This is a genomic window from Natronorubrum sulfidifaciens JCM 14089 (genome assembly GCF_000337735.1).
In the GTDB taxonomy this organism is placed as follows: domain Archaea; phylum Halobacteriota; class Halobacteria; order Halobacteriales; family Natrialbaceae; genus Natronorubrum; species Natronorubrum sulfidifaciens.
Window position 1 is genome coordinate 73,014 of the sequence record NZ_AOHX01000026.1, and the last position, 16,187, is coordinate 89,200.

A 16,187-nucleotide genomic window follows, 5' to 3' on the forward strand; every position below is an offset into this window, starting at 1 on the left:
GATGCTCACCTACGATCCCGACGACACGCTCGCCCACCGGCTCGATCCCCGCACGAAGCTGGCCGTCCAGATCGGCTTCGCGACGACGGCGCTGGCACACACCAGCCCGCGGGCGCTGTTCGTCCTCTCCATCGTCGCCGGCTTGATCCTGTTCAGCGCTCGTGTCCCACTGCTCGAGGCGCTCTCTGCTTACCGCTTCGCCCTGGTCATCCTCGCCATCGCGCCGTTGGTCGCCGGGCTGACGCTGGGGTCGCCGTGGTTCGATCTCACGGACGCCAGCGCCTCCGGGCGGGCAAGCTACCGGGTCCTGCTCATTTTGCTCGTCAGCGCGGCCTACATCCGCTCGACCCCGGTTCGTGCCTCGCGGGCCGCGATCCAGCGGACGATCCCCGGCAAGCCCGGACAGGTGCTTGGCATCGGCGTCGCGCTCGTCTTTCGGTTCCTGCCGGTCTTGCAGGCCGACCTCCGGACGATCCGTGATGCGATGGCTGCCCGTCTGGGCGACGAGCGCGGCGTCGTCGAGCGCGCCAGCACGCTTTCGCTGCTCGGTCTTTCGCGGGCGTTCGACCGGGCCGATCGACTCGCACTCGCCTTGCAGGCACGCTGTTTCGCCTGGAATCCGACGCTGCCCACGCTGGCGTTTTCGCGGGTCGATTACCCCGTGCTCGCGGGAGCGCTCGTGCTCGCGCTTTCGGCTGCGCTGTGAACGCTCAGCGAAGGCTCCCAGCGAGCACCTTTGCGGCGACGAGCACCGGGTCCCACGTCGTGTTGAACGGCGGGGCGTACGCGAGGTCGTAGTTCTCGAGTTCGAAAACGGTTGTTTCCTCCATGAGTGCGCCGACGATAGCGTGGCTGCGGTGGACGGCCCCCTCGCCGTACTCACTGACGAGACTCCCGCCGAGGATACGCCCGGAGTCACGATCAGCGGTCAGCGTGATCGTGACGTCGCCACCCTCGGGATAGTAGCCCGCGCGTGATTTCGCTGTTACCGTCTCGGTGACGGGATCGAACCCGGCTGCTCGTGCCTCGTCGTGGTCCAGAATCCCGGTTCGGGCTGCCTCGACGTCGAACGCCTTAATCGCCGCCGTGCCGGCGACGCCGCCGCCTTCGGTCGGCTGACCGCTGACGGTCTGACCGACCGCTCGGCCGTGGCGGTTGGCCGAGAGCGCCAGCGGGACGTGCACCGACTCGCCCGTCACGACGTGTGTGGCTTCGGCACAGTCGCCTGCCGCGTAGACGTCCGACACGTTCGTCTCGCGATAGGCGTCGGTCGCGATTGCACCCGTCTTCCCCAGCTCGATGCCGGCGTCCTCGGCGAGAGCCGTTCGCGGGCGAACCCCTGTGCCGAGCAACACCATCTCGACGGCGATCCGATCGTCATCCGTGACGACTGCTTCGACCGCCTCCCCGCCGGCGAGTTCCTCGACCGACGCATTGAGATGGACCGCGACGTCTTCCTCACGGAGATGGTCGGCGACGGCCTCGCTCGTCTCCTCGCTAAAGCCTTTCAATAGGCGGTCGCCGCGCTGGAACAGGTTCACCTCGAAGCCGTTCGCCGCCAGCGCTTCGGCCATCTCGATGCCGATGTAGCCACCGCCGACGACGCCGACCGGGCCGGTACAGTCCTCGAGGAACCGACAGGCCGGGCCGCGATCCGGCTGCTGGAACGACTCCCCGCCGCGGGCTCGAGCGACGTACTCGCGCAGTTCCTTCCCGTCGCTCATCGAGCCGAGGGTGTAGACCCCCTCCCGGTCGGTGCCGTCGATCTCCGGTACGACCGCCGCTGCGCCGGTTGCGATCAGCAGGTGATCGTACGACTGAACGACCGTCTCCGACGCCGATTCGGCGGTGACCGTCCGCTCGTCGGGATCGATCGCAACCACCTCGTGACCCGTCCGGAGGTCGATATCGCGCTCCTCCCGAAACTCCTCGGGCGTGACCGAGACCAGCGCCTCGAGCGACTGAATCTCGCCTTTGATATAGTACGGCAGCCCGCAGGCCCCATACGAGACCCACTCGCCTTTCTCGAAGACGACGACCTCGAGGTCGGGATCATCTCGTTTCGCCTTGCTCGCCGCAGACATGCCGGCTGCATCGCCACCGACGACGACGAAGGTATTCGTCATACCACCCCCTGCGAGCGGCAGGGTTGTATACTGTTGGCCGACAGGATCGCGACCGAACGCTAGTATCGGTTTCTCGAGGAGCCGTCTTAGAAATTATCCCGCCCGTCTGACTAGTCAACAGCGTGTCTGAGAGCTATTTAATGTGGCTTGTGATCGCATACGACATGCAAAACGGCGATTCACGTTCCCGCCGAGACGTGCTGGCAAGCATCAGTGTCGCGGCCAGTGGCAGTGTCATCGCAGAGATCGCCACCGCAGACGACCGCGACCCAAGCGAATACGACCGGCCCCGGACAGTGAGCGAAAACGGTGTCGAGATCACGAAATGGGACTGCTCACGCGTGCTCATCGACGGCGACCCGGACCAGGTCGGGACGATCAGGATCGGTGTCGAGTACGTGATCGACTACTGGCGGGACGAACTCGAGACACAGACGGCGATGGACAGCATTGAAATAGGGTATCCCGAACTCCCCGAAGACATCAACACGAACGAATACGTCCCAGAAGCGGGCGCGTATGCGGATGCTGATCGTCTCAGCTATGTCATCATCTATATGGTCAGCGTTGCAGATCACGCCGGTAGAACCGTGGCTGAACTCGACTGGCCCACGGAAGAATGGGACTGTCGCGAGATGATGGACGCCACCGTCGAGAGATGACTCGAGTCCTTCGTTACTCGAGACGACCAGTCACGAAAAGCAAGCCGGTGGAGGCGATTGTGAACCACGGTCGGAGCGAAGCTGCTCCCTGATTCAAATCCCTCCAGTCGCTCTTCTTTTCTCACTGTCGTTCGAACAGAAAGAGCCGGTGGAGGGATTTGATACCCTCGACGCGCCTACGGCGCTTACAGGCCGTCTACGACGGCAATCCTAATCCCTCACGGATTCACCGCGCAGCCAGTCGGGGTTAAGGGGGATACCCCATGGAAGTGAAACCCACCCCACCTCGCGACGCGATGAAGAGATACCTGAAACGTAAAGAAGCACACGTCAGCGAGAAAACACTCTACAACTATACAACTGCGCTCACACGGTTCATGGAATATCTCGACAAACGCGAGATAACCAATATGGCCGAAATCGATAGTGACGAGATCGCTAAGTTCGAGGAATGGCGGCTCGAGAACGTGAAACCCATCACTTGCCGGAACGACATGAGGACCGTCAAGAACTTCATACAGTTCTGCGAGTCCATCCAAGCCGTTCCCATCGGCCTGCACGAACTCGTCAACATCACCAAAGTCGATTCCGACGACGAAATATCCGACGAGTACCTCACTCGAGACGAAGCTGTCGCGATTCTCGACTACCTCGAGAAGTACGAGTATGCCAGCCTGCGACACGTCATCGTACTATTGCTATGGAAATGCGGAATGCGTATTGGGGGCCTTCGAGCGCTTGACCTCGACGACTATGACGACGTTCGGCCCGCAATAGGGCTGCGTCATCGTCCTGATAGCGGAACGCCCCTCAAACGGAAAAGCAGCAGCGAACGAGACGTTATCATCACTCCCGAAGCCGCAGAGATCGTTGACGACTACATCGAGAACACTCGCCCGAACGTGACTGACGACCACGGACGAGAACCGCTGATTGCCACGACTCACGGTAGAGCAGGACGTACAGCCATCACGAAACACGTCTACATGGCAACCAAGCCGTGCTACTATAACGGAGAGTCGTGCCCATTTGACGAAGATCCCGATACCTGTGAAGCGACTCAGTGGAGACACGCATCAAAGTGCCCCGGTTCCGTCAGCCCACACGCGCTGCGACGAGGATACGTTACTGCTGCGCGGAACGCGGGGCAACCAAAAGAAGTGACGAGTGAGAGGGTCAATATGAGCGGGAAAATCTTAGACAAACACTACGACAAAGGATCTCACGACGACAAAGCAGAGCGGCGGAGAGACTTCCTCAAGGATATTTAGAGAGCTACCGCTATCAGGTTTTAACAATAGTTGGTAGTACGGTTTCTGTATTCAGAGTTCGGTGTGACACTCGCGGTAAGTACAGGGCAAAGATGTAACGCGGCAAGTTGCGATTTATTCACTGGCTGATGAGAAGCCTATGCAAGATACAGAGGTTCATTGCGTCATGCTGTAGGGGTCTCATCGGAACTCTCTGATGCTTCCCCGGGTATAATAAGCAGAGGACGTTGATCGTCTCTTGTTGAGTTATATGTCACAAAGAATTGATGAAATATAATCGAACCTAAGTGAATAGAGTAATAATAAGTTTTATATTCTAAGGTGAATATATTGAATCATGGATCAAGCTGATCCGGTTGGAGCGAATAGAAGAAAAGTACTCTCAAGCATTGCTGGTCTTGGAGCCCTCGGGACAATTACAGTAACGCCGGTTTCTGCAGACGAAGACTGGGACGAAGGGCACCGAGATGAAGAAGAATACCCGAAGGGACCGGTAACGACTACGTACAGCAGACAAGTTGAGAACCAGATTACCTATGACGAATACCGGGACGTTCTAGAGGGCCCCAATAACGGAGATGTTAGACTCAGCGATGGACGGGTAAAAAACGAACGGATCTACATAGGTGACGACCGTAACGTCACGGTGAATGAGGTCGAAGAAAGGTTCTCGAGTATTCGTACCGATGCCGATTCCGGAACGTGGGAGGTTGACTGTCGTACCCTCCCTCTCATTGGTACGGAAGTCTGTACCGAAATCACGTTTGACGTGTATACATGGGGCGTTGAGGTCGATCTTATCATTTACGGGTATCCCGTCTGGGGTGGAGGAATCGAGTTCGCGGATGGCGCCGTTACTCCCAAATTCAACGTTCCGGTGCTCCCGGTCAAAGGAGAAGCCACGATCGGAGCTCGGCAACTCGGCGGATGCGATGCCGAGCTAGAAGCTGAGATCGAGCTGGAGGTTCTCAATCGACGAAGTGTTGGGCCGTTCGGCGGTACCAGAGACATTGACTACTGCTGAAGGAGAGAAGGTATCCTTTCGCGTAGCGCTTCATCGAAAGACCGTAGAAACAAAGACCCTCAGAAGAACGACTCTGTCGTATCACGTCGTGTAATCGGGGAGATCGTCCCGATCTATGTCAAGAGCGGTACGAACTTCAGCCATGTACTTCAGCCGGTTCGGCGTTTCAGGGTAGCTGTGGCTGTCTTCAACCCGAAACAGTGAAGCACGATGTGCATCCAGCGAGTGAACCCGCCCTAGTGCTTTGGCAAGTTTAAATAGGTCACGGCACTGTTCAATGAACTCAAGGATATCGATTTCCAAACCGAGTTCGATTCCTCGACTTCACGCTTCTAAAACCGAGATGTCAGCAAATTAGACCGCTATTTACCACAGCAATTCGAACCTGTACTGAAGATCACGTCGGGTAATTGAGACACTGGCATGGACTGTTAGGCTCACCACCGCCAAATATTGTCGGGGATTTCACTATTGACGGTAAATTTATGTTCCTGGGAGCTGTATTTCATCTATGGCGTCAGCCCCATCCCCACCTGATAGTACAGAAAAAACGGCTTTGGCGACCGTCGTCCATCTGATTGGGATATTTACTGGATTTGTTGGAGCGGGGTTAGTATACCTTATATCCGATAACGAGTTCACGAAAAGTAATGCGAAAAACGCTCTCAATTGGCAGATATTCTTCACCGTCTCTTTCATTGCGTTGCTACTGGTGGCTATGCTGGATACCTTTTTTAGCGTCCTGATCGCGGTTATTGGTATTACGTTGTTGTTCTTTATTCTTAACCCCGCTTTCTGTATTTGGGCGACATACAGAGCAAACCAAGGCGAGGACTGGAAATATCCGATAGCGCCACAGTTCATTTAACATCTGATTTTATTGTCCTCTGGCTCTATCGAAATCCTCTTGCAGCCGTGCGGTTTGCTGAGATGCCAGTTTCGCATCGGACCTGTAGAATCCGATAGACAGAGTAGCTTTAGGCAATGTCAACTCTGAAGTGTCTCAACAGATACACATGGCGATAACATCGAGCAATTGTAGTTTAAAAACAGTCAGTCGATGAGTGGTGCGAACTACAGTCGATTCTCTGCGGAGCCCTCCCGTAAGATATGCGCCCTCTATCTTGCACCGTGCTCCAAAAACCATCTGAAACTGATAGAAAGCCCAGCGGTCATTACGCATCTGTAGTTGCCGAACTCTCTGTTTCGGCTTCTGGTATGTGGCTGAATAAAGAAACTGTGCTACTATCTACTGTTAAATCAATAGAAGGGAGAAACGTGGCCCGGAGGCCGCCGTAGAAGAGTTACCGCTCCGGGGCCGCTTCCGTCACCGGACCCCACATCCCGGCCACGTCCACCACGTCGAGGCCGGAGTTCTGCTCGAGATTGCGAAGGACGTAACCTACGCCACGCTCTCGATCCATACCGATCCCTCGGACGTGTTTATACGCCACAAGGGGATTCATCGAACTGTACTCGTAGTGAGCGTACAGGTCGAACGTTCCATCCCCGTTATCGAACACGAATACGTGCGTCTGCCAGAAGGCAAGCGGGTCAGGGATCAGCGAGTTGTCCGACTCCCTGTACGCCCACGTCGTCACTTCGAAGTCCTCGTCCTCGAGATTGCCACGGTACTTCAGACCCGCCATCGGGTTTCGATCGTACCCCATGTCGTGTAGCCACCTCTCAATGGACGGAAGGTCCGCCTCAACCGTTGCCACGAACTCTGACTCATACGCTCGGTTCAGAGTGAAGAAACCGATCTTTCGAGCGTAAGAGTCGAGAGCTGGGAGCAGGCTTGGACGAAGTTCGTTCCAGAACGTATCTTCCGGGCCAAGGAACTGTCCATCGAGAACGTGGTAGAAGACATACACCGCAATGAGAACAACTACACTTGCGAGTAGCTGCTCGAGATAAACTTGCTCAATCATAGATAAGATTACTTTCCGAGTATACCGCTGAGATCGACCGAGATGTCCACGTCAACGCTGTCGGAAGCGGCCCACAGGAACGTTGAGACAACTGCGAGAACCGTTAGCTCGAGAAATGGGCCACCAACCACAGCTACTTTCACCGCCTCACTGATGAACAGTAGCGGGAAGAACGGACACGAGACTAACTCTCCGTAGATCTGTTTTAGAGTTCGACCATCGGCCATTGGCCTACTCCTCGTCGCTTACGTCGTCCTCTGCGCCTTCCGCCACACCATCAGGTGTGTCTATCTGGATCTGCTCGAACAGTTCAGTTGGCTCGTATCCTGACGGATCGAGGTCCTTGTTCGCCGGGCTGTACTCGAGGTACTCAGCTACGTGTTCGTTACCATTCTCGCGAACGTCAAACGATTTCTCAGCATCCACTTCATCGGAAACGGGGTGTGTTCCGGGTCCAACGTCTGCTTTGCCAACGACTCTGCCATCCACGTTTAGGATGACGAACTTGCCAGTCTCAGAGGTATATTCTGCCATATTACGGTGAAGAGATCAGTCTCTCGTCGATACTCGATTAATTGTACGAGATGTCTGCGCCGATCGCGAGTGCGTACTCTGTCCACTCAACCAGCTCTGTCGTCTCGGGACACACAACTGCATAGTACCAGTTCGGGGGGACAAAGAACGGTGTGCCCAATCGGAAACTTTCGTTCTGCGAATGCAGATCCCAAAGCATGATATCGTTCTGCTCAACGGTCGGTGAGATTTGAATCTGGTATATCGCACGCCCACCGACCGATGCATAGACGCAGATAGGATGTTCCGTGGTGTTCTGATACCATGTATTGAGACTCCGGTTTATGTCTCCATCAGACATAATCCACGGACCACCACCACCGACTTCGTTTGAGAGATCGACGTATTCCTTCGTGACAGCGTGCTTGTCGTGCGTCACCGGCCCGTCAACGAAGACCTGCGGGGTGATAATTCGGTCCTCGTTCAGCAGGATTCCCTCGTGCTGAATGTCGCCAGTCACGATACCGCCACCAGTCGGTAGCGCTCCTGTCTGACTTGCTGTGACGTTGTGTGGATTACTGGTGTTCGGGATGTGATCGTTGACGGCTTGAGCAATGCCGTTGTGAGCATCAACAAGAGCAGCGAAGTCAGCGGTGCTCGGCGCACCAACCTGATCGTTCGTCACGTTGTGCGGGTTCGTGGTGTCCGCTTCGTGGTCGTCGATCTGGTCACGGATCGGTACTAAGTCTGCTTCCGTCTCCGCAACATCGGATCGGAACGCGACTTCGCGCCATCCGTTGTATTCCTCGTCGTAGATCGCGAGCCTACTGTTGTCGGAACGCCAGCACAGTTCACCATTCTCCGGGCTGCCAGGATAGTTCGTCCCTTTCCCTGACTCGAGGCGCTTGTTCGTTAATGACACCAAGTGGTCGATGTCTTTCTGTGCGTTGTGGTTGAAGAAATTGTCCCACGCATCGACCGGCTGTTCGCCTTCGACGTAGTTGTAGCCATCCGGGTACTCTGACCCGGTATCGCCCCACGTCTTGAGATTAGAAGTGTAGTCTGCCATAGTTACTCGAGATAGCCAGCGTAGGTCCCACCGTCGCCTGTTGGTTCACCGTTTTCGTCGAGTCCGCCGTATCCGAACTCGGGATTGTTCTCACCAAGGTCGTAATCCTGCGGCGTTCTGTACGTGAATGTCCCTTGGATGCTCGTTTCTGTTTGATACCCTGCAGCAACGTTTTCGTTGACGATCTGTGCCAGCTCAGACGCGCTCAGGCCGAGTTTCTCAATCTCACTCCCCGGAGCGAAGACGAGAACTGTCCCTGGGTTATCTACCATCTCGCGGTAGCCGATCCGCTCAACGTCAACATCGAGAATGCGAGCCAGTGCATAGAGAAGGTCGCCAACCGTTCCCTCCCCGGACATGAGCGCGAACCGTGCAAACACCCGAGCGCGGTATCGCTCCACTGGCTCATCCGTGTGTGGCGGAAGCCCCACCATCTTCGCCAACTCGAACAGTTGATCGATCGTCCGAGCATCGCGAACACGTATTGCATCAGAGACCGTCTGAACGTCCTCGTCCAATTCATCGATCGCGTGCCCAATCACATCGAGCAGCGCGTAATTGGGGCTGTTGGGATCGTTAGGGATGTACGAGGGTAGCTCGTGGACTAATTGATCGCCGTTGGTACTCGCCTTCCGCTCACTCATGGGAGATCGTAATCGAATCGTCGATCGCACTGGTTAGCGCCTGTTCGTTGAACTCCACCGAGAGATTCGCAGTCTCAGTTGGTGGATCAACTCGTCCAATTTTTAGATCAGTAACGTCGTAGACTCCGCGAACGCTACGGATCGCGAACTCGACCTCACCATAGAGCACGTCCCCGCCAACATCGACCTTCCCCTGAATCTCGTTTTCACTCGAGAGGACACCGCCAATATACGACGTAATAGAGTCCCTCACGGCAACGTCGCCCTCGTACTCGTCCGTTGTCTGGAGGGTTGCATCAACGTAGATTGGGACCACGTTCGGCCTCGAGAACTTGACCTCGTGTGTCTGCCCGTTCGGTAGCCGACCCTCAACCTCAACCAGCTCACCGTTGACGCCACCCCACGCCGTGTCACCTGCGGCCTTCTTCTCGATGATCATGTCACCGATTGACTGGTCTTCGCCGCCGTCAACGACTAACTCAAATGAGTGGGCCGGAAGGCCACCCGAACTAGTCTGATCGATGTTCGTGTCGTTGATGAAGATACCAACACTGCGAACGTCATCGACACTCTGGACCGCAGTAATCAACGCAGGTGCTGTAGACGCAGAACCTTCCGCCAGGTCTTCCTTTGCACGCTCGCGCAGCTCATTGTCTGTCTCTTCGTTGCGACCACCGGACGTGCCCTCCTCGTTCGTCACCGCGTCGATCCCCGTCGGTGGACTCGGCATCACGGTGATCGTGTTCGAGCCAACGTTTCCGTTGATACCGCCCTCGAGCGCACGAATCGGGACCGTGATCTCTGTCTCTCCCTGCTCGATGATCGCAGTTTCCCGTGTTAGGAACCGAACCGGATCGATACCCTCAGTCTGTACGATCATGCCCGATGGGATTGCGTAATCGATCGATGCGGGACTGTTTCGATAGAACGTCACCTCTCCCTCTGCACGTTCAGCCTCGCGACGAGGGACTCCGATCAACGCCGTCAGTAAGTCCAATGCTCGCCCTTCAGCGTAGTCGATTTGTGCAGAACTCAGGACGAGACCGATATGCTGCTGCGCTTCCGCAAGCCGATTCGCGACCGGCTGATAGAAGAGACGGAAGACAGCCAGTTGTTCATCGTTCAGATCCTCACCAAAGTACTCTTTTGCGTCCTCGAGCAGTGCCTCAATGATGTCGTCACTGCTGTCCGGCTGAAAATGTCCATCCTCGATTTTCATCTACGATAAAGTCAGATTAAATGTTTCGCCAGCGAGGTAGATGATAGAGACGTCAATCGAATCAACGGCGTCCTCACTGGGGGATACAACGATCGATGAGATCGAATCAATCCGGCCATGCACTCGAGCGACACGCTGAACCTGAAGCTCGATACTTCGAATTACATCCGGGCTATTGAACGAGCCAACCTCCTCCGATAGATACGCGGTAAGCCAGAGACGAAGTGACTGCTCGAATTGCTCACGTCCATCGACGATCTCGAGGTCGTTCCTCGGCCCGATGACGATCTCGAGGTTTTCGTCTAACTCCAGATCCTTCATTCGGCCCTCGTCTTGTCCGTGTACTCGGGAATTACATCTGTGACGTTCCCATCGCCATCTCTCTGTACTTCCAACCCCGTGATGAGCGGAACGCCCGCTTCACCGAGATCGATCTCCTGACCGTCAACGTGGACCGTTCCGCTCGCCCGAACGTGAACGTCAAAGCTCTCACCCGAGCGCTGTACGCGGATCTCGGTGTCGTCGTCGAACTTGAACGCAAAGTCGCCTTCCGCCAACGAATCCGGTATCTCGAACGGGGGCGCACTGTGCGGGAAACGGGCAACGAACTCTCGATCCGTCTCCGCTACCTCTACAACGTCGCCTTCGTGCGGAACGATCCACATACCAGAAGCGGGCGTTAGGAACCGCATCTGCCTGCCTTCACTTCGTGGCGTTAGCGCGACGTTCACGAATATGTCTGCAGACTGTTCATCAACAGTGACCGATGTGACTCTACCTAACTGAACCATAGTATCTCACCAGAACCAACTGAACCACCCATCGTCGTCATCATCGTCGTTGCTGCCACCGAAGATCCACCAGCCGTCGTCTTCTTCTTGAGCTTGCCAGTAGTCGTCTACCGAGTCGTACACATCGAGGCTCTGTCGATCCACCATGTACGACTTCGAGTCGATGTCGTCAGGTACACCGCCCACCGAGACGGTGATCTGCCAGCCGACTCGCGTGTTGATCTGATGCTGTATCTCGTTCACGACGAAGTGGCCACCATCGACTTCACGGCGACAGTGTTCACCGATCCGCTGTGAGACGAGGATCGAGTCACCGATATTCAACGTCACCAGCCCTTTGTCGTTGTCGGAAGCCAGCCCATTGAAGACGATATTTCCGTTCTTATAGCGGGCGTACTCGCCAACCAGAGTCGCCCGCACGTAACGCTCGAGTGCTTCCTGTGAGCGGATACGTAGTGGCTCCTCGAACGCGAGAACTTCATCGCCATCGTTGATCCACGCTTCCGCCTCGGGATACAGGTTTGCCGTGTTGCGTCCCCGATCGTCAGGATACAGGTGTGAGGAACCCTTCGCCATGACGCGGTTGATGTGACTGTGGCCCTGCGTGACGTTGTACTCCTTGATCCGGTACTCGTCACGATCGGGATTACCGTAGATTGGTAGGATTTCTTTGTCCGTCAGCTCGGGAAGGCCGATCCATAACCTGCCATCTTCCTTTACCCACGCGGTGAGACCGAACTCGTTGCACACCTCCATGAGCGCCTCGAGAAGTGGTGTGTTATCAAACGAGAACCCTCCCTCGTAGTTCGGAGTGTCGATACCAGGCATCACGTCCAAGAACTGATCTGCGGCCCACACTGTCGCTGTCTCGAACGCTCGGGCAGCTTTAGCACGATACCGATCGTCACCTGCTGTCCGTTCATGGATCGTCGTTCCGTCCATGTCGAAGTTGAAGATGTCCGAGATCACCTGCCGGTTATTCCGCGAGACCTGCGACTCGAGGCCTTCCTCAACGAACCGGATTCCTGTAATCGCTCGGTGGGGGTCATGAAGCTCGCGCCAAATCGTGCGAATAGCGATGTTCGGCGTCACTGAATCCCATGTCTTCGTGATCGTACTCTTGTTGAACAGCTTCAGTGGGTCGTGAAAGGAGATCCATGCCTGCTCGTCACCCTGTACGATGCTGATCTCTTGGGGATCGAAGAGATACCGACCCTGTACCACGTCACCGATTGCGATGTGAACTGGCTCGTACTCTAAGCCCTCTTCATCATGGCGGTCAGAGAGGAGGTACGCCGCTTCCGTCGAGACCTTTGCTCGAGCATGGATGAAGCGGTCACGCTGTACCCGAATCGTTAGCTCATACGCCCGAAGTACGACGCCAGATCGAAGAAAGCGAAGCTCAACGCCGTTCTGAAAGTTACAGGCTTGGGTCATCTATATCAGATACGAGCCGCGACCCCGTTGGCGGCTACTTCGGCCATCATTCACGATACCACTCCCAGCAAACCGCATATGCTCAGCTTCGTCTTCGCCAGTGCTGACCAGATCAAGCGTGTACTGCCAGAGGAAGTCGTTATTCCGCGAATCCCATCCGATCGGCCCTTCGTAGTCACCTTGCATGACACGAACGTTTCCAGACCAACCGGGGGTAATCAGCGTCGCCTCCTGATTATGATCGAGAAGGCGCTCGAACGAGCCGAGTTCCGAGTGAAGCAGATTGCCGCTGATATGGACCTCCCGGTTCCGCCCATGTATCTCGAACACGTCCTCGAGTCCGCAAAAGTTCGCGTGACGGACGAGATTGCGCTCCTTTCCGACCTGGATTCGGTTCGGGACGTATGTCGGAGTGAAGTTCGCACCGTTACCACGAACGCGGAACGGGAGACCCTTCTGCCCAGGAATATCGATACGGCTACTCATTACGGCATCTCCGTGCTTTCGTCAATATCCCGCTCCTGACGATACAGGCCGGGGAAGTCGTCTTTCAGTCTGTTCTGTGTCTCACGATCGTAGCTTCCGTTAATGATGATCGTATTTCCACCCGCAGCGGAAGGGCTAGCGCCGAAGCTACCACCATATCCACCACTGAAGCCGCCGCTTCCGTGTCCACCAGTGTCCGGGGCAGCAGCGTCGATTGCTCGAGCAGCGGCGATACCAGCACCGACAGCGAGTGTCGCAAGTCCGAGCGTGGCAACACCGAGGAGCAGCGCCTTCGCTTTCGAGGCGGCAATAGCCGCAGCTGCATAGGCGTACAACGCACCCGCAGCTTGCAGTAACGGGCCAACGAGTGCGACAAACGCCGCACCAAGTCCCATCGCTTTCACGAGTGCCATCATCTTGACGACCTTCGTGAGGAGGATCAGGAACGCAGTGCCCGCGATGATCGTTGCGGTGATTCCGGCGACCCACTTGTTCGTGAAGATGTTCGCAATTCTCGTCAACACGTCAGCGACCGGCTGCAGAACCGAGAAGAGGAACGCCCACAGCATAAAGATCCGATAGATCAGGATCAGCAGGGACTTGCCAACACTGAGGACCGCGATAATCGCCTCCTGGTTCTCATACAACTCGAGGACGAGCCACTCGAAGAAGTTCAGCAGATTCGTTCCCATCAACTGTCCGAACCGGGACGTGACCTGCGATATTTCGGGCTGTAGCTGCACCGCCTTCTGAATCAGCGCGTCAACGAAGTTGATGAGGCCGTGTCCGTGACTACGGAGTGCCGGAACGAAGACAGTGAGTTGCTGTAGAGTTCCGGTCAACCGACCGAGTGCATGGGGTGCTCGTCGGAAGAACTGATCCATGATCGGCGCGAACGTCTTCGTGACCGGCTTGAACACCTTGAAGAGTTCACGACCGAACAGACGCAGCCGGACCTGTGCTAAATGCAGCGAATCGGCTGCGTTCTCACCAAAGCCGATCAACCCGAGCAGGCCAACGCTCAGCCCAGCAGCGGCGGTCGCCCCCATCGTGGCTGCGAGACCTGCAACTGCCGTGTACATGACCGCCATGAACGGCATCATGAACGCGAAGAGGTCCTGTGACAGCTGTCCTTTCGGGATTAGCCACTTGTACGCGCCACGCAGTGTTCGACGGGCAAATGTCGGCTCACGATCCTGGTCGCGGCCACCACCTCCTGAACCACGTCGTCCTCCACCACCCCCTCCGCCACTTCCGCCACCAGATTGCTCCCTGCGGAACGCGAGGAAGTTATCAAAGATCGTTGGCGGGATAAGGTTCTCAGCGATACGCTCACGCTGTCGCTGGCGCATAGCCGCACCCTTCGGTGAGAGGTCATCAGGAAGCCTGTACTCTCGAGGTGGCTTTGGTGCGACACCCTCAAACTCTCTTGCTCGCTGTGTTGAACGCGATATGCGGCCAAGGAACGAACTCGAGGCTGCCGATCCATGCAACCCACCAGTGGCCGCTTTCATCGCTGCCAGCTTTGCGGCTGCCCGATCGACCTGATTATCGTGAACGCGAAGCCTGACGTGCTCGGTGGAACTGAGCGACTCTATTTTCGCCTTTGTCCGGTCGATCTTCCCGTCACCATGAACCGCCGTGAGGATCTCGATAATCTCGTCGAGTGACTCGAGCTTCAACTTGAGCCGGTCAACGTCACCAGTCCCTGTGATCTCGAGACGTGGCGTGAGAACCTTTCTGCTGATCTTATCGAGCTGCTCATCGAGACGGGTCAGCGTATCGCTGAAGTTGTCGATGAGGTTGACGGTGACTCTAACGCTATTGCTACTCATCAGAACCTACGTTGACGTACGTCGTTGACTCGCCGCCACCGCCGTTCGGTTGCGCCATACTGTTCATCACAGGGCCAGGGCCACCGGACCCTGCCCCGTTCATCGCCTGTTCGTGTTCCTCCTGCTCTTTGACAATCGACAACTCGAGGACGTATCGCTGAAGTGGGGTCAGTTCGGCCTGCGTCTTCGCGAGCGGAACGCCCGCCTTCGTAGAGATCAGGTATCTACCGATCCCTGAACCCGTTTCCACGAAAGCGCTCAGCGTCGCGAATGTCACCCGAGAGATCAAGAACTTCGCCGCCTAATTCGACAGAATAGCCACCGACCATGTTCTCGACCATGAAGTCAACCTCGTCCTGCGTGTAGCCCATCGCTTCGCCATCGATTCCGAGCTTCGCGGCCTTCTGCATGAGAACAACGAAGTCCTCGTCGAACTGCGAAATATCGATGGGAGCACCATCGCCATCCTCGGCTTCCGCATCCTCTTTCGCTTCGCGGATCTGCTCGACGGCCTCTTCCTCGTCAATGTCGAGAAGTTCCTGCATCATCGCCGTGATCGGAAGGAACTCAGCGTCAACGAGGGGGCGCAGAACAACGTCAACCGTCTCACCGAGAATCTCGAAATCGAGAGTCTCACGGTAGTCTTTTCCGCGAACAACCATATCCATCAGCGTCGATCGGCTCTTCTCCGTAGTGTCGTCAGTCATAGTGAAGTAGAGAGTGTAAAGGGGAGGAACGGGAGTCTGCGTCTGCTCGATTGGGATCTATGCGGCGTCAGTCGGGTTCGTATCCTCGTCTTTCGACATCGCGACGAACTCAAAGCTCGTCTCGGTGGTTTCACCGGACGTGACCTCGTAGCCCTGGCTCGTCACCAAGACGGTATCATACGAGGTAGCGTCACCATTGAGATGTGTAATGACAATCGCAGGGAGAACCTTCGGAACGCCGTTCCCATCGAAGAACTTGTCCTCGAGATCCTTCTTGTTGCCCTTGACCGTCATATTCCCCGAGTACTCTATCTGCGTAATCGCGAACCCGGACGGGATGATGTTACCCGCACCGTAGATCGTCTCAATCTCAATGTCCTTCGTGACACTGAGCTGTTCAACTGGTACTTGTTCCTCACCGACGTTGACGCGAATGTCCGCCGCTGATTCCTTTCGATTGACCATAGAAGAT

At 56.2% G+C, this 16,187-nt stretch carries 20 protein-coding genes and 1 pseudogene; 5 read left to right on the forward strand and 16 right to left on the reverse strand.

What is annotated here, in order from left to right:
* Position 1: 1 nt before the first annotated feature.
* Positions 2–706, forward strand: a complete 705-nt coding sequence (locus C495_RS03415) for an energy-coupling factor transporter transmembrane component T family protein (RefSeq protein WP_008160035.1) — start codon at positions 2–4, stop codon at positions 704–706.
* A gap of 4 nt (positions 707–710) precedes the next feature.
* On the opposite strand, the gene C495_RS03420 is transcribed toward C495_RS03415, so the two are convergent.
* On the reverse strand, positions 711–2,126 hold the full coding sequence (locus C495_RS03420) for an FAD-dependent oxidoreductase (protein ID WP_008160037.1): 1,416 nt from the start codon (positions 2,124–2,126) through the stop codon (positions 711–713).
* Between the two features lie 164 nt (positions 2,127–2,290).
* Here C495_RS03420 and C495_RS03425 point away from each other — a divergent pair, with 164 nt between their 5' ends.
* From C495_RS03425 to C495_RS03435, 3 genes are all read left to right on the forward strand, one after another.
* Entirely contained in the window at positions 2,291–2,788 is a 498-nt protein-coding gene (locus C495_RS03425; RefSeq protein ID WP_008160039.1) for a hypothetical protein, read from the forward strand.
* A 263-nt stretch (positions 2,789–3,051) separates the two neighbouring features.
* Positions 3,052–4,059, forward strand: coding sequence for a tyrosine-type recombinase/integrase (locus C495_RS03430; RefSeq protein ID WP_049890123.1), 1,008 nt, complete (start codon positions 3,052–3,054; stop codon positions 4,057–4,059).
* A gap of 337 nt (positions 4,060–4,396) precedes the next feature.
* Positions 4,397–5,083, forward strand: a complete 687-nt coding sequence (locus tag C495_RS03435) for a hypothetical protein (protein ID WP_008160043.1) — start codon at positions 4,397–4,399, stop codon at positions 5,081–5,083.
* A gap of 84 nt (positions 5,084–5,167) precedes the next feature.
* On the opposite strand, the pseudogene C495_RS17185 reads toward C495_RS03435, so the two are convergent.
* Positions 5,168–5,386: pseudogene (locus tag C495_RS17185) on the reverse strand (IS5/IS1182 family transposase); the annotation flags it as partial.
* 208 nt (positions 5,387–5,594) lie between these two features.
* Between C495_RS17185 and C495_RS03440 the strand changes: the two are divergent.
* Positions 5,595–5,951, forward strand: a complete 357-nt coding sequence (locus C495_RS03440; RefSeq protein WP_049890124.1) for a DUF4870 domain-containing protein — start codon at positions 5,595–5,597, stop codon at positions 5,949–5,951.
* Positions 5,952–6,387: 436 nt separating this feature from the next.
* Here the strand turns inward: C495_RS03440 and C495_RS18190 are convergent, their stop codons facing one another.
* The 14 genes from C495_RS18190 to C495_RS03510 form a co-directional block, all read right to left on the reverse strand.
* Complete coding sequence (locus tag C495_RS18190; protein WP_193788003.1) at positions 6,388–6,753, reverse strand: hypothetical protein; 366 nt, start codon at positions 6,751–6,753, stop codon at positions 6,388–6,390.
* A gap of 269 nt (positions 6,754–7,022) precedes the next feature.
* Positions 7,023–7,241 (reverse strand): hypothetical protein, encoded by a 219-nt coding sequence (locus C495_RS03450; protein WP_008160051.1) that lies wholly within the window; start codon positions 7,239–7,241, stop codon positions 7,023–7,025.
* Between the two features lie 4 nt (positions 7,242–7,245).
* Complete coding sequence (locus tag C495_RS03455) at positions 7,246–7,548, reverse strand: hypothetical protein (protein WP_008160053.1); 303 nt, start codon at positions 7,546–7,548, stop codon at positions 7,246–7,248.
* Between the two features lie 37 nt (positions 7,549–7,585).
* A complete protein-coding gene (locus tag C495_RS03460) occupies positions 7,586–8,596 on the reverse strand; it encodes a hypothetical protein (RefSeq protein ID WP_008160056.1) in 1,011 nt (336 codons plus the stop codon).
* 2 nt (positions 8,597–8,598) lie between these two features.
* The gene (locus tag C495_RS03465; RefSeq protein ID WP_008160058.1) at positions 8,599–9,240 is read right to left on the reverse strand and encodes a hypothetical protein; all 642 of its coding nucleotides are present in this window, start codon (positions 9,238–9,240) and stop codon (positions 8,599–8,601) included.
* Positions 9,233–10,459 (reverse strand): baseplate J/gp47 family protein, encoded by a 1,227-nt coding sequence (locus C495_RS03470; protein WP_008160060.1) that lies wholly within the window; start codon positions 10,457–10,459, stop codon positions 9,233–9,235. Before C495_RS03470 ends, C495_RS03465 begins: the two co-directional genes overlap by 8 nt.
* Positions 10,460–10,780, reverse strand: coding sequence for a hypothetical protein (locus C495_RS03475; RefSeq protein WP_008160062.1), 321 nt, complete (start codon positions 10,778–10,780; stop codon positions 10,460–10,462).
* Positions 10,777–11,124, reverse strand: a complete 348-nt coding sequence (locus tag C495_RS03480) for a hypothetical protein (RefSeq protein ID WP_008160063.1) — start codon at positions 11,122–11,124, stop codon at positions 10,777–10,779. Before C495_RS03480 ends, C495_RS03475 begins: the two co-directional genes overlap by 4 nt.
* Positions 11,125–11,256: 132 nt before the next feature.
* Complete coding sequence (locus C495_RS03485; RefSeq protein ID WP_008160065.1) at positions 11,257–12,687, reverse strand: hypothetical protein; 1,431 nt, start codon at positions 12,685–12,687, stop codon at positions 11,257–11,259.
* Positions 12,688–13,173, reverse strand: a complete 486-nt coding sequence (locus C495_RS03490; RefSeq protein WP_008160067.1) for a hypothetical protein — start codon at positions 13,171–13,173, stop codon at positions 12,688–12,690.
* Positions 13,173–15,008, reverse strand: coding sequence for a hypothetical protein (locus tag C495_RS03495; RefSeq protein WP_008160069.1), 1,836 nt, complete (start codon positions 15,006–15,008; stop codon positions 13,173–13,175). The genes C495_RS03490 and C495_RS03495 overlap by 1 nt, the downstream gene beginning before the upstream one ends.
* Entirely contained in the window at positions 15,001–15,258 is a 258-nt protein-coding gene (locus tag C495_RS03500; protein WP_008160072.1) for a hypothetical protein, read from the reverse strand. The genes C495_RS03495 and C495_RS03500 overlap by 8 nt, the downstream gene beginning before the upstream one ends.
* Complete coding sequence (locus C495_RS03505) at positions 15,233–15,715, reverse strand: hypothetical protein (RefSeq protein WP_152418850.1); 483 nt, start codon at positions 15,713–15,715, stop codon at positions 15,233–15,235. Before C495_RS03505 ends, C495_RS03500 begins: the two co-directional genes overlap by 26 nt.
* 57 nt (positions 15,716–15,772) lie before the next feature.
* Positions 15,773–16,180, reverse strand: coding sequence for a hypothetical protein (locus C495_RS03510; protein WP_008160075.1), 408 nt, complete (start codon positions 16,178–16,180; stop codon positions 15,773–15,775).
* Positions 16,181–16,187: the final 7 nt, after the last annotated feature.

Bases quoted from the DNA above. Each gene is read 5' to 3' on its own strand.
- C495_RS03465 (WP_008160058.1), bottom strand. From the start codon at position 9,240: ATGAGTGAGCGGAAGGCGAGTACCAACGGCGATCAATTAGTCCACGAG.
- C495_RS03490 (WP_008160067.1), bottom strand. From the start codon at position 13,173: ATGAGTAGCCGTATCGATATTCCTGGGCAGAAGGGTCTCCCGTTCCGC.
- C495_RS03495 (WP_008160069.1), bottom strand. From the start codon at position 15,008: ATGAGTAGCAATAGCGTTAGAGTCACCGTCAACCTCATCGACAACTTC.
- C495_RS03430 (WP_049890123.1), top strand. From the start codon at position 3,052: ATGGAAGTGAAACCCACCCCACCTCGCGACGCGATGAAGAGATACCTG.
- C495_RS03505 (WP_152418850.1), bottom strand. From the start codon at position 15,715: ATGACTGACGACACTACGGAGAAGAGCCGATCGACGCTGATGGATATG.
- C495_RS03440 (WP_049890124.1), top strand. From the start codon at position 5,595: ATGGCGTCAGCCCCATCCCCACCTGATAGTACAGAAAAAACGGCTTTG.
- C495_RS03510 (WP_008160075.1), bottom strand. From the start codon at position 16,180: ATGGTCAATCGAAAGGAATCAGCGGCGGACATTCGCGTCAACGTCGGT.
- C495_RS03435 (WP_008160043.1), top strand. From the start codon at position 4,397: ATGGATCAAGCTGATCCGGTTGGAGCGAATAGAAGAAAAGTACTCTCA.
- C495_RS03470 (WP_008160060.1), bottom strand. From the start codon at position 10,459: ATGAAAATCGAGGATGGACATTTTCAGCCGGACAGCAGTGACGACATC.
- C495_RS03480 (WP_008160063.1), bottom strand. From the start codon at position 11,124: ATGTGGATCGTTCCGCACGAAGGCGACGTTGTAGAGGTAGCGGAGACG.
- C495_RS18190 (WP_193788003.1), bottom strand. From the start codon at position 6,753: ATGGGGTACGATCGAAACCCGATGGCGGGTCTGAAGTACCGTGGCAAT.
- C495_RS03420 (WP_008160037.1), bottom strand. From the start codon at position 2,126: ATGACGAATACCTTCGTCGTCGTCGGTGGCGATGCAGCCGGCATGTCT.
- C495_RS03475 (WP_008160062.1), bottom strand. From the start codon at position 10,780: ATGAAGGATCTGGAGTTAGACGAAAACCTCGAGATCGTCATCGGGCCG.
- C495_RS03415 (WP_008160035.1), top strand. From the start codon at position 2: ATGCTCACCTACGATCCCGACGACACGCTCGCCCACCGGCTCGATCCC.
- C495_RS03485 (WP_008160065.1), bottom strand. From the start codon at position 12,687: ATGACCCAAGCCTGTAACTTTCAGAACGGCGTTGAGCTTCGCTTTCTT.
- C495_RS03425 (WP_008160039.1), top strand. From the start codon at position 2,291: ATGCAAAACGGCGATTCACGTTCCCGCCGAGACGTGCTGGCAAGCATC.
- C495_RS03460 (WP_008160056.1), bottom strand. From the start codon at position 8,596: ATGGCAGACTACACTTCTAATCTCAAGACGTGGGGCGATACCGGGTCA.
- C495_RS03455 (WP_008160053.1), bottom strand. From the start codon at position 7,548: ATGGCAGAATATACCTCTGAGACTGGCAAGTTCGTCATCCTAAACGTG.
- C495_RS03450 (WP_008160051.1), bottom strand. From the start codon at position 7,241: ATGGCCGATGGTCGAACTCTAAAACAGATCTACGGAGAGTTAGTCTCG.